This window comes from Paenibacillus sp. FSL H7-0735 (genome assembly GCF_038008505.1).
GTDB lineage: Bacteria > Bacillota > Bacilli > Paenibacillales > Paenibacillaceae > Paenibacillus_AQ > Paenibacillus_AQ odorifer.
In genome coordinates this window covers 2820546-2833761 of sequence record NZ_JBBOZH010000001.1, presented here as the reverse complement: position 1 = coordinate 2833761, position 13216 = coordinate 2820546, and the positions used below count along the sequence as shown (strand labels likewise).

The window sequence follows — 13216 nt, the reverse complement described above, 5'->3', positions numbered from 1 at the left end:
TCGTATGAACATCCATACAACATCGGCCCTATTAATTTATTGATTAGTGATCTGTTTAAGTAAAAACTCAACAAAATCAGTTGATTTAGTCTTACTGTCATCTTGTCCTAACGTTCCGATGATCATCTGGTTTGAATGGATAGGGAGTTCTGTAGCAAAATCCGTATCTGTGATATCTATGCCAGTAATCAGCTCTTGACCACTCTCCGGGTTAGTCATACGTTTCAAACGGTTATCATCAAGAGGAAGTCCTGCGGATTTAATAAACGACTCCAGATTTTGCAGTCCCGACTGCTGGCCAATCCATTCAAAAGTAGCATCATCCATTATCAGGATATCCGGATGATCGGCTGCCAGCATCGCCATAGCCCGCTGCATATAGCTCATATCCAAGGCTCCACCGTCCGTCCCACCTGTTGAGGGTAGATAAACGATTTCTGCCTCCACTCTCTTCCAGGTCGGGTAACGTTTGATAATCTCTTGTTTTAGCTCTTCATTCTTACCTGACGAGTCCTGAGATTCATAGTTGCCTAGGAACATGATTCGAACATCTACCGGTGGGAGCGTAGCTTCATATTTTCTTTCCTGCCACTGATCATAGAGCGCTTTCCCCCCAAAGATAACTACCAGCAGCACGATAATAGAAATAATAGTGTGCGTTTTGTAGAGTCGAAAGAAATTCTCCGATTTTCGTGCTACGCCGGACATGGCTCCCCACTTCTCCAGCCGCTTGTCCTCTGCTTCCTGAATCTCCTTCTGATCCAAGCCATCTAGGATGGTTTTGTAAGCGCGGAATTCCTCTTCATAAGCTGCGACCTCATCTTCAGTCGAATTCGATCGACGGCGTTTCAAATGAATATCTAACCTTTTGTTCAATTCCTCCCGGGTAACGTCTTCAGGCAAGTTCAAACGCTCATAGGCTTGCTTTAGCTTCTCATTCAAAATGATGTCTCCTTCCTGATGCTTTTCGTCATTTCAGATTGTTAATTTGGTTCTATGTATTGAATTCTTGTGGCAGTAAAAGTATGGGCTAAGCCGCAAAAAAAAACATCGCAGGAACTCAAGTAAACTATATCATGTTGTGCTAGACGGTAACAAGTAAGCGTTTATCTAATCCAAACCATGCAGCTGCTTAAATTGCTCAGGACTCATCCCTGTCAATCTTTTAAACACCAAACAAAAGTAACTAGCATTATCAAAGCCCACTAGCTGGGCAATTTCATACATTTTTTTATCGCGTCCATTAAACATAAGCTGTTTACTCAAATTGATACGTTGCTTATTGATATAGGTTACAGGTCGATCATGAATTGTTTTTTGAAAAAGCCTGCATAAATACTGTGGCGATACAGAAATAATCTCCGCCAGCTCCTTTAAAGGAAGCGTCCTATGCAGATTGCTCTCTATATAACGCAGCACCGGTTTGATTCGCTCCAATTCATGTGCCTCATTCAGAGGCGATACTAGCTTTCTTTTTAAATCCAGAAGCAATGCGTAAAGATGTTTTGATCGTGCTAAATTGGTTTCCAGCTCATTGCTATCTGGCAGCATAAGGATTTGCTTTAGAGGATTGAGCCATTGATCTTCTTTTAATCTAGCAGGACCAGACTCGCGGATGCCCGCATAGAGCAGCATTTGACCAACCTCTCTGCCATTGAACGAGACCCATGATACCTTCCACTCCTTCCCACTGATAGGGGCATACGAATGAGGAATATCCGGGAACAAAAAGAACACATCCCCTGGACCCACGAGATATCGGCTCTCATGAATGATAAGCTCACCCTTACCTTCGTGAATCTGATGTATTTGATAGTCTGGAAAGCCTGCAGGACGTATAGTTTCTGGCTGGTGCTCCCAAAATCCAAGGGTTGTAGCATAAAGCGGCAGCATGCTTACATCTTCTGTTTGGCAAAAAATAATTTTGCTCTCCATAAAAAAGTCCTCGTTTCATATTTTGTTATCCGGGACTAAAATTCTTTTATTTATCCTAACATTACTTCAACTTATAATATGAATATAATAACATTACAATGATTATAAAGGAGATCAACTCATGCGAGCAAAGTTTGTCTACCAGCCACCTGCTAACGGTTATCCGGAATGGAATAACAACCCAGAGACTTTTGAATTGAATCGATTGGATGCACATGCCTCCATGATCCCTTACCGTAGTTTATCCCAAGCGCTAACTAACGATAAAGAAATCTCACCTTTCTACCAAACCCTCAATGGGCTTTGGAAATTCGCTTTTTCCGAAACACCGGATCAACGAATTGTGGATTTCTATAAAGCCGATTTCGATTGCAGTAATTGGGATACAATTCCTGTACCGTCCCACTGGCAGTTCCAAGGTTACGACTATCCACAATATACAAATCTCCGGTATCCTTGGGCGGAATCCGAGCCAGAGCTTAACCCCCCCTTTGCCCCAACAAAATATAATCCAGTAGGCTCTTATCTACGAACCTTTACTGTACCTGAGTCTTGGAATGGTCAACCGGTGCACCTAAGCTTTCAGGGTGTTGAATCCGCTTTCTACGTCTGGGTAAACGGTGAACTTGTCGGGTACTGTGAAGATACATTTACTCCATCAGAGTTCGATATCACCCCATATTTAGTTGCAGGGGACAACAAACTAGCTGTCGAGGTTTATCGTTGGTGTGATGCCAGCTGGCTAGAGGATCAGGATTTCTGGCGCCTTAGCGGTATTTTTCGGGAAGTCTATCTTTATTCGGCGCCTTCCGTTCATATTGCTGATTACTTCGTCCACACCGACCTGGATGAAAACTTCGTACATGCGGATTTAAATGTAGATATCCAGGTGGAAAATTACTTTAATGAGCAAAGCCCATATACACTGCAAATGCAGCTTTACAATAAAGAGGACCAGCCTGTTTGGGAGACTCCTATCTCCACTACTGGTTCCTTTGAGCAAGAAGGCGTCCAGCAACTCAAACTTTCTGCCCCGGTTGAGCAGCCATTTAAATGGAGTGCTGAAACCCCTTATCTTTATACCTTAGTCCTGTCTATAAATGACGACAACGGGCATACACAAGAAACGGTCAGCTGTAAGGTTGGATTCCGCAAGTTTGAGATTAGAGACGGACTTATGAAGATCAACGGCAAAAGAATCGTGCTTAAGGGCGTCAATCGCCACGAGTTCTCTTGTGACACAGGTCGTGCTTTAGCCAAAGAAGATATGCTGCGCGACATCCAATTAATGAAAACACATAATATTAATGCCGTTCGAACCTCCCATTACCCGAATCAGTCTGTCTGGTACGAGTTATGTGATGAATACGGATTATATGTAATTGACGAAACCAATCTGGAAACGCACGGCACTTGGGCATACAGCCAAGAAGGATTGAATGACGGGAATGTTCCTGGAAGCAAACCGGAATGGCGGGCCAATGTCATTGACCGCTGCAACTCCATGATGCAAAGGGACAAAAACCACCCTTCAGTCATCATATGGTCTCTCGGCAATGAATCTTTCGGAGGCGACAATTTTATCGCTATGCACGACTACCTGAGAGAAACCGATCCTTCGCGGCCGGTTCATTATGAGGGAATCTTTCACTGTAGAGAATCGGAAGCAGCAAGTGACATAGAATCTACTATGTACATTAAACCGCAGGATGTTGAAAAATATGCGCTTAATAATCCGAAGAAGCCTTATATCCTCTGCGAATACAGTCATGCCATGGGCAATTCATGCGGTGGGCTGCACTTATACTGTGACTTGTTCGACAAATATGACATTGTTCAAGGTGCATTCATTTGGGATTGGGTAGATCAAGCCATTCGGACCCACACCTCCGAAGGAATTGAATATCTCGCTTATGGCGGGGACTTTGGTGAATCGCCTCATGACGGCAACTTTAGTGGCAACGGATTGCTTTTTGCTGATCGTACGGTTACTCCTAAGCTCTTTGAGGTCAAAAAATGTTATCAGAATATTAAAGTAACGGCTGAAAATATCCTAGAAGGACTCTTCCAGATTCGCAATTCCTTCTTATTTACCAACTTAAAGGAATACGATCTCAAATGGGAAGTTCGTTTAGACGGAGTAACTGCGCAAGAAGGCTTACTGAAGATCTCATGTGCACCAGGTGAGAGCACTTCATGCAAAGTTCCTTACGAGCTGGATTCACTGCGTGGCAATCATGAGGCAGTTCTGAATCTTTCCTTTATTCAGCCTTCAGCAACTATATGGGCAGAAGCCAATCACGAAATCGCTTGGGAACAGTTCATTCTGTCACCTCGTTTCGTAACCAATACCTCAAAGAGGACCACAGAAACACTGCGTGTCAGCGAGCTTGAGAATGTTTTGAACGTGCAAGGTGATAATTTCGAACTGAGCTTTAGTACAACTACGGGTGCTCTGAACTCTTATCGTTCCTCAGGCAAAGAACGTCTGCTAGAACCTGTAAGACCTAACTTCTGGAGAGCAGTCACAGATAATGATTGCGGTAATAAATTGCCACAGCGGTGTGCAGTATGGAAGCAGGCATCGCATAAACAACACTTAATCAGCTTTACATTTAGAACCGAAGGCTCTCTCTGTCTCGTCTCTGCCAGCTACCTTCTGGCTACAAGTCCGGATTCCACGCTTCGGGTTCAGTATGTGATTCGCGCTGACGGGACTTTAGAGATCACGCAAGAACTGAGTCCGGGCAGCAGCGTTCTGCCAGAAATCCCTGAGTTCGGAATGATGTTCGTTCTAGATGGAAGTCTTGATACCCTATCATGGTACGGCCGCGGGCCTCATGAGAATTATTGGGATAGACAAACAGGGGCACCACTCGGACGTTATACAGGCAAGGTCAGTGAACAATTCACGCCTTATCTCAAACCTCAGGAGTGCGGCAACAAGACAGATGTCAGATTTGCTTCAATTACAGAGAGCAAGGATGGATCAGGGCTCTATTTTGAAAGTGCAACGCCTATAGAGATTAATGCCCTGCCTTGGAAACCTGAGGAATTGGAAGCCCATGATCACGTCTATAAATTGCCAGTCTCGAACAAAAGCGTACTAAGAGTTAACTACAAGCAAATGGGTGTTGGCGGGGACGACAGCTGGGGCGCACCAACCCACGAAGAGTTCACTCTGCCGGCTAATCGCCCGTACATCTTCCGTTTCACTGTCTCACTGCTCTAATCTCTTCCACTTATAAAAAAGGCCGTCTCTGGTTGGTTTCTACCACACAGGACGGTCTTCTTTTATTTATTTCACTGCTACTGTTCCTTGTCTGAATTCCGAAGGGCTTAAACCCACATTTTTTTTGAACTGTTTGGAGAAATAATAGAGATCGCTAAAACCAAGATCATGGGCAATCTCACCGACAGAACTTTGCGTCCCCCTCAATAGCTCCTTGGCCTTAGTTATCTTTTTTCTGGTGATATACTGAATGGGTGGAACTCCGATTTGCTGTTTAAATAGCCGGATAAAATAGTTGGGATGCATGTACGCAATCTCGGCAAGCTCCTGTATGGTGATATTACGCTCGATATGGGCGTCTATGTACGTTAATATTTTCGTTAATTTTTCGATCGAGCTTAGATTCTTAAAAGTGATTTCGTCTACATCTATGTTCATAATAAAATAAGAAAATAACTCCATTAACTTACTTTTGGCTAATAAATGAGCATATACCGCATCAGATTTCATATGACTCGTTAGGCTGCTGAAAATCTCTTGGATTACATGAGGATCTACTTCTCTGCATACATGACTTAACTCTAACATTTTGAATAGATTAATGTCTCCGACTTTTGCGCTGAAATGGCACCAATACTTCTCAAAGGGTTGATCACTTATGCAAGAATAAGATTGCTTAACTCCCTCAGGCATCAAAAAAAGCTGACCAGGCTTCGGATAATATTCTCGATCCCCGATCTTTAACCAACCCTCCCCATCGCAAATAAAATAAAATTTACTATAGTCAGGCGTATAGTCGAGATCTCTCCAGTCACGGCCACAAAGATTGTAATCAGCCATAAATAAATCAACCTTTAAATTGGATAAATAATTAGTAAGCAAAACATGGTTATCCATCCCTTACTCCGCCTTATCAGGTTAGTTTTGTACATCTAAAAGTTAATGTCCTACATTTTGATTCCCACATCCATTCACTACAATGAAGAAGAAATAAACGTTTGAAAGGATGATTGCAAAATGGTGGATAAAAGCAAATATTTAAAAGTAATCGAAGATACGATCGTAACTGGAAGATTCAAAGCCGATTGGGATTCACTAAGTCAATTTCAAGTGCCTACGTGGTATGAGAACGCTAAGTTTGGTATTTTCATTCATTGGGGTCTTTATTCTATTCCGGCTTTCGCCAATGAGTGGTATCCCCGAAATATGTATATCCAGGGTTCACGGGAATATGAACATCATCTTGCTACCTATGGCGAGCATAAAACCTTTGGCTATAAGGATTTCATCCCCTTGTTCAAGGCTGAGCATTTCAATGCTGAGGAATGGGCCAATCTCTTTAAATTATCTGGAGCCAAATACGTGATGCCTGTTGCAGAGCACCATGACGGCTTTCAAATGTATAAGAGCGCTTACTCCCACTATAACACATATGAGATGGGTCCCAAGCGGGATTTAGTCGGGGAAATGAAAGACGCTTTTGAGCAGCAGGGATTAGAGTTTTGTGTATCTTCCCATAGAGCTGAGCACTGGTTCTTCCTGTCTCATGGCAAGGAATTTGATTCCGATATCCATGAACCGCTTGTATGTGGAGATCTCTATTGGCCATCCATGCCCGAACCCGATCATCAGGATTTATTCGGCTCCCCACCCAATCAAGAATTTCTGGAGGATTGGTTGATTCGCTGCTGCGAGCTGGTAGACAATTATCAGCCGAAAATCTTTTACTTTGACTGGTGGATTCACACAGCCGCCTTCAAACCCTATCTCAAAAAGTTCGCTGCTTACTATTACAACAAGGGAGAGGAATGGGGAACTCCGGTTGCAATCAATTATAAGCATGATGCCTTCATGTTTGGCTCAGCGATCCCAGATATTGAGAGAGGTCATTTCTCCGAGCTTAAACCTTATTTCTGGCAAACGGATACAGCAGTAGCTAAAAATTCATGGTGTTTTACACCGGAAAATGATTATAAATCTGCCGTAGAAATTATCAGAGATTTAGTAGATATCGTAAGCAAAAACGGCAACTTGCTGCTGAATATAGGCCCTAAAGCGGACGGCAGCATTCCAGCTCAGGATCAGGAAATTCTGCTTGGCATCGGAGAATGGCTAAAGGTGAATGGTGAAGCAATCTATGATACGACCTACTGGCGCACCTTCGGGGAAGGCCCTACAGAGATCGTTGAAGGTCAGTTTACAGATGGGATCACGAAGATTTTCACCAATGAAGATATCCGCTTTACGGTAAAAGGCAGTTATCTTTACGCTACTGTTCTTGTCTATCCAAACAACGGTATAGTGCAAATCAAATCCCTTAAAGAAAACTCTGCTCACTTCCATGGGATGATTAAACAGATCAAAATCTTAGGTTTTGAGGAACAACCTGCATGGGAAAGAACCGATGAAGCCCTGATTATAAAAACAACCTCGGTTCGCAGTGAGACTCCGGTTGTTCTGCGGATTGAATTGGATTAGGGACACTTACAGAACTTCATAACCTATAAAAAGAGTGTTCTTGCCCATCCAGCAGAGAACACTCTTTTATAGTTTTATAACCATCAATTTATATTAAAAGTAGGGTCCCCTGACGTTTACTGTCTTCATTCTAGTCCTATGAGGATATCTCGCGCGTAATTTGTTGGACTCCAAAATAATGCGACCATGAAGCGGATGCTCCGTAGGGATTTTTAGTTGTGTAGCAATGACTTCACTTAGCCCGTGGTTTCGGATGTCCGCTTGAAGCTGTAAGGCTTCTGGATCTTTTTCATAATCAAAATAAAGTGCAGAAACAATAGCTGAGACTAAATGTGAGGTCTCAAAACCAAGTTCATGAGCAAGCATTGCCGGTTTTACGAGTCGATCATTAGGTGAAAGCTTGCGAAGCGGGGAGCGGGCGACACGTGTAATTTTATCGTTAAAGTTGGGGTTAGTGAATCGTTCCATCATCTTTTCTATATACCGGTCATGTTCTATGGGCTTGAAGCCATATAAATGCACCAATAAGGTCCCTGTTTCCTTAAGCACCCCGTGAACACGAGCTCTGATTTCGGGATCAGACATCGCTTCTTGAATGCTAGTATAACCTTCCAGGTATCCAAAATAGGCTGCACTGCAATGACCTGTATTCACAGTAAATAGCTTCCGTTCGAGGTATGGCGCCAGCGAATCTACATAATGGACGCCTTTAATTTCATTGTAGTTACCAATCATTCCACTGCGGGGAATAACCCACTCACTGAAGGGTTCAACGAGGATTTCAAGTGAATCTGTATTTTTCTGCATAGGTACAATCCGGTCAACCATCGCATTGGGAAAAGCGACATTGCGGTCAGCAAGCTCCTTGAAGGATTGCTTCATATATCGATAAACAGATTTTTTCAACTTCTGACTGCTTCCAATCCCATTCTCACAGGCGATGATATGAAGAGGGGTGAGATTTCTGTTGTTTTCAAGCCTTCGTTCGATGCCCTGCGCAATGGTCTCAGCAATATCTTGTAAAGCGGATATTCCGACTGCAGTTGTCACAATTTCAGCTTCTGCTATAGCTCTAGTAACGTCCTCAGTATCATTCAGATTGATCGCTGTAACATTATCAACGATAAAGCTGTCCCGGTTCTTGTTAGCTAGGGTGACAGGATATTGGCCACGTTTTTGCAATTGGGCAATTTTACTCTTATTTCTTCCGACGAAACAAACGTTGTAACCGGAGTCCGACAACATAGGCCCAATAAATCCTCTGCCAATATTGCCCGCTCCAAAGTGTACGGCTCTCAATTTGGTATCCCCCTTTAATTTGAACTCAGTTTCTCGGTTTCTCTATACGAAGCAACGTTGAGTAACTACATGATCAAATTCAAGAAGACTTAGATTATCAATTTTATGGTGCTGCTTATCGAATTCAAGAAAATTAGTAATTTCGTTAGGCGTCACAATGCAACGGATGCCAGCTGCTGCCGCTGCCTTAGATCCATTCGGTGAATCCTCGATAGCAACCGCCTCATCAGCTGTGATTCCAAGACAAGCTAACGTTTGGTTATATAGCTCCGGATCTGGTTTCACTTTTGCCACATGGTCGGCAGTCCGAACGCATTCGAAATACTCGCGAATACCCAATTGATTCAGATATTTTTCCACCCATTCCAGGGAAGAACTTGAGGCCAGCCCTATGCGCAGTCCAGCTGCTTTGGCGGAATCAAGATAATGCTGAATACCTGGTCGTATTGTTTCAAGCTCCATCAGTTTGCTGTGTCTCTGTTTAACAGCCTTACTGAACTCTTCTTTGTCAATCGCGAGCTTAAGATCAGTCATCAAATATTCATAAGGATTAAAACTGTTCAAGCTCGTGCCGATGCAGGTGGAATATTGTTCAAGCGTCAGGTCCACTCCATATTCTGCATAAGCCTCGTTAAATGCGGTGTACCAAGCAGTCTCCGTGTCGATAATCGTTCCGTCAAAATCAAAAATAATTCCTTTGATCACAATCAACCATCTCCCTCGTATTATGTTTGGTTAGAATATCTTACGCAAAACCTTCTGCATATTCTACAAAAAGCTATTTCGGCTTGCGTTTGACTATAAAAACCATAACAAAGCCCTTCTACTGACGTCAAGCACGGTAGATAACATGCCACGTAATGATAACGATTACAATCAATGCGGACAACCCTGAATTTTTGCATCACCTGAACATCTTAATACATAACAATAATCAGATTCAAAAAAACACCACAATCCTATGTGCTTCAAGGGATTCCTTCTGCCAAGTTTGTTATGAAGACAAGCTTCCTCTCTTTCTCTCCATTGCCGTTATTTAGAGTATTTTTCCAAGCAGCTAAAAATAATTTAAAATAATTTCAACCACATCCTTTTTACTTGATTGTACAAATCAAATTACGGGGTTATTTTTTGTCCATTGAGTAAAAAGAGGCTTTAATTTATGATAGTTTTTAATCGATAATGATTATCATTATTGGTGGTCGTTACATATAATAGGGAGGCAATAAGATATGAACAAGGCACGACAGTCCTTCGCTGTGGTATGTGTACTATTTTTGCTGAGTACATTGCTACTGGCGTGCGGAAACTCAAAGGAACAATCCTCTGCCAATAGTACGGCAAACGCAACCGGGAACTCTTCCGCTGCAACCGCGGCACCTTCAGCAGAACCCTCAGATAGCAGTACAGATGAAGCTGCAGCGACTACCCGCTCCTATACAGATTACATAGGACATACTGTAGAGATTCCAGTGAATCCGCAGCGAATTATCTATTCTGGAGAAACTTATGGCGATTTGCTCGCACTTGGTGTGCAGGCGGTAGGTTATCCTCTTTCTATGGGGGAAGGCCAGATTTTTGAAGAACAATTGCAAGGTGTGGAGGATGTAGGCTTCCCTATCAATCTGGAAAAAACATTGGAGCTTCAGCCTGACTTGATCATCTATGCGGGCACAGATGAAGCTGATTTCGAGCAGCTCTCCAAAATTGCACCAACGATAATATTTAATACCTTTGCCCCACTCCAGGAACGTATGCTGGACATTGGTGGAATTGTTGGTAAAACGACTGAAGCAGAAGCATGGCTTGCCCAGTATAAAACCGCTGAAGAGAACATGTGGAAGCAATTGAAATCCGCAGGCATGAAAGAGGGCGAAACGGCTGCGGTCTTCACTTATTATCCAGGAGACAGACTATTTATAATGGCAGCAACCGGACTTTCACAGGTACTCTATGGGGAGAATGGCTTCAAGGCAACTCCAGCTATTCAGAAGATACTTGATGAAGGTAAAGGGTTCCAGGAAGTATCCATGGAAGTCCTGAAAGAATATGCCGGAGACCGGATATTCATCTTGACTCCAGTGGCAGAAGAAGCAAAACAATCCACAGAGAATCTATTAAAGAGCCCTATCTGGAAGAGCCTTCCTGCCGTCAAGAACGGATATGTCTATACACAAGACATCATGAAGACTTCAAGTGATGCGACAACAAGAGAATGGCTGCTTGGCGAAATTCCACAGCTATTGAATATGAAATAACCTTCTGTGATGAAGAGTTTAACACAAGGCTGATAAAAAACTGCAAGAAGCATGTCAACAGCTGTTGATATGCTTCTTTTTTTTATATACAATGAATTCATTGATAATCATTCTCACCAAATGAACGGAGGCTGAACCCATGCTGCATATATCATCGTCCTGCCCCCCACTCCACTCTCTGCTATTTCAGCTAAACGAGGCCGAACTGATGATTCAAGCTGCCGATTCAAGCTCTATAACGCGTACAACCCGGGACTATACCCTTCTCATATTTACTGGAGGGAACGGACAATTGAACCTCGATGATCAAAGCGTGATACTAAGTACGGATAAATGTTATCTACTATCTCCTGGAATCTCCTATAGTACGAACAACCAGGAGCTGACGTTGTATTATTACCTCATCACCTTTACAGCAATTTATACAACCAAGCTTCCTAAACGATATTCTGGAGAGCTGCTTTCCGGCAGGCGGGAGTTAATTGTGCACCCGTTCACCAAGGTAATCCGGCTAGTCGAAGACCTGCTCATGAACAGGAATAACACCGATGATGTACAACAATTCAAGCAACAATTAAAATTCCAAGAATTGCTGCTGTTACTTTTTGAGCATAATTACCCTTCCAAACACCTGCCAAGTCCTACGGAATCCGTAGAAAAGACCATAACATTCATTCAGGAGCATTATACAGAGAGTATCACCGTGAAGCAGTTAGCTGAACTGGCGGGAATATCAATCTGGCAATATACACCGATCTTTCAGCAGCTTACGGGTAAAAAGCCGCTTGAATACCTGACGGATCTGCGTATTAATCATTCCAAACGATTCCTGCAGGAATCGACTGAACCACTGCGGGAAATCGCCAGACTGGTCGGCTTCTCGGATGAATACTATTTCAGCCGCCGCTTTCGGCAAAAAACCGGAGTTACACCCGGACAATATGCACATCAGCAAGGTCGTAAGCTTACCGTCAAGGATTGGACGGGTCATGAGGTGGAAATTCCTGAACGAGCGAAACGTATTGTCTATCATGGCGAGACACTTGGCGACCTTCTCGCGTTAGGTGTAAAGCCTATCGGTGGAGATGAAGCATTCGCCCGGAACAGCGTCTATAAACATCGGCTTAAGAAGCTCGCCAACGTCGGGTTTCCACTGGACCCGCAGTTGACCGCTTCCCTAAACCCAGATTTGATCATTTTGGCAAATAGTGATGAAAGAGCCTACAGAGCAGTTTCTGGTATCGCTCCGACACTCACCTTTGATTCATTTGCGCCTCTCGACAACCGAATGCGGACATTAGGCAGTTGGCTAGGTAAACAGCGCGAAGCCGAAGCATGGCTGGAGTCATTCACAATCAAAAACGCTGCCATGTGGCAGCAGCTTTACTCGACAACTCTCCAAGTTGGAGAAACCGCCTCTGCTTTGGTCTATGATCATGGAGATCATCTATATGCTATGGGAATGTCCGGATTCTCCACTGCGCTTTATGCCCCATGTGGTTTACAACCGACCGAAGAGATCCAAGCCATATTGGACGAAGAGTTAGGGTTCGCCGAAGTTGATCCAACACGACTGCCTGCCTACGCCGGAGATCATATCTTCATGTTCATTCCGGAACGCAAAGACTCGCGAGCTGCGATGGAACGATTACTAGACAGTTCACTTTGGAACACTCTTCCGGCAGTACGTCAGGGACATGTTTATCTGCTCGACGGAAGCAAATGGAACTCTAGTGATGCGTTAACCCGGGAGAAACTGCTAACGCTGTTGCCTAAACTACTCGGCGGAAGTAGCGCTAGCAATTGAAGGTGAATCTAGGATTCTCTTTTGACTTTTCAAAACTTGATAGGGTATACTTTATCTACGCTTAATTTCCAACTTTTACAGTTGAAAAGCGGGGGAACCAGTTAATTGGGGCGAATCATTGAGCATTAGAATGTAGGGTACCATCTTACCCGAGTCCGTCAGCTAACCTCGTCAGCAGTGGATGGGTCTGCTTTTCATGTTATTTAC

At 43.5% G+C, this 13216-nt stretch carries 9 protein-coding genes and 1 riboswitch; of the genes, 4 read left to right on the top strand and 5 right to left on the bottom strand.

All coding sequences use genetic code 11. The annotated features are described in order from the left end of the window. Positions 1-36 precede the first annotated feature (36 nt). Positions 37-942, bottom strand: a complete 906-nt coding sequence (locus NSS82_RS12670; protein WP_076273072.1) for a hypothetical protein — start codon at positions 940-942, stop codon at positions 37-39. Between the two features lie 168 nt (positions 943-1110). Next, complete coding sequence (locus NSS82_RS12665; RefSeq protein WP_036689725.1) at positions 1111-1935, bottom strand: AraC family transcriptional regulator; 825 nt, start codon at positions 1933-1935, stop codon at positions 1111-1113. A 121-nt stretch (positions 1936-2056) separates the two neighbouring features. Here NSS82_RS12665 and NSS82_RS12660 point away from each other — a divergent pair, with 121 nt between their 5' ends. Beyond that, positions 2057-5167, top strand: a complete 3111-nt coding sequence (locus NSS82_RS12660) for a glycoside hydrolase family 2 TIM barrel-domain containing protein (RefSeq protein ID WP_076273073.1) — start codon at positions 2057-2059, stop codon at positions 5165-5167. A gap of 66 nt (positions 5168-5233) precedes the next feature. On the opposite strand, the gene NSS82_RS12655 is transcribed toward NSS82_RS12660, so the two are convergent. After that, positions 5234-6064, bottom strand: coding sequence for an AraC family transcriptional regulator (locus NSS82_RS12655; RefSeq protein ID WP_038569983.1), 831 nt, complete (start codon positions 6062-6064; stop codon positions 5234-5236). 120 nt (positions 6065-6184) lie between these two features. Between NSS82_RS12655 and NSS82_RS12650 the strand changes: the two genes are divergently transcribed. After that, entirely contained in the window at positions 6185-7645 is a 1461-nt protein-coding gene (locus tag NSS82_RS12650) for an alpha-L-fucosidase (protein WP_076105373.1), read from the top strand. A gap of 93 nt (positions 7646-7738) precedes the next feature. On the opposite strand, the gene NSS82_RS12645 is transcribed toward NSS82_RS12650, so the two are convergent. After that, entirely contained in the window at positions 7739-8944 is a 1206-nt protein-coding gene (locus tag NSS82_RS12645) for a mannitol-1-phosphate 5-dehydrogenase (protein ID WP_076105372.1), read from the bottom strand. Positions 8945-8986: 42 nt separating this feature from the next. After that, complete coding sequence (locus NSS82_RS12640; RefSeq protein WP_036689719.1) at positions 8987-9649, bottom strand: HAD family hydrolase; 663 nt, start codon at positions 9647-9649, stop codon at positions 8987-8989. A 527-nt stretch (positions 9650-10176) separates the two neighbouring features. Between NSS82_RS12640 and NSS82_RS12635 the strand changes: the two genes are divergently transcribed. Both NSS82_RS12635 and NSS82_RS12630 read left to right on the top strand, forming a co-directional pair. Then, positions 10177-11202 (top strand): ABC transporter substrate-binding protein, encoded by a 1026-nt coding sequence (locus tag NSS82_RS12635; RefSeq protein ID WP_076105371.1) that lies wholly within the window; start codon positions 10177-10179, stop codon positions 11200-11202. 139 nt (positions 11203-11341) lie between these two features. After that, positions 11342-13009 carry an AraC family transcriptional regulator gene (locus tag NSS82_RS12630; RefSeq protein WP_076105370.1) on the top strand — a complete coding sequence of 556 codons (1668 nt, stop codon included), beginning with the start codon at positions 11342-11344 and terminating at the stop codon, positions 13007-13009. A 48-nt stretch (positions 13010-13057) separates the two neighbouring features. Continuing rightward, positions 13058-13201, top strand: a riboswitch (cyclic di-AMP (ydaO/yuaA leader). The last annotated feature ends 15 nt before the right edge of the window (positions 13202-13216 follow it).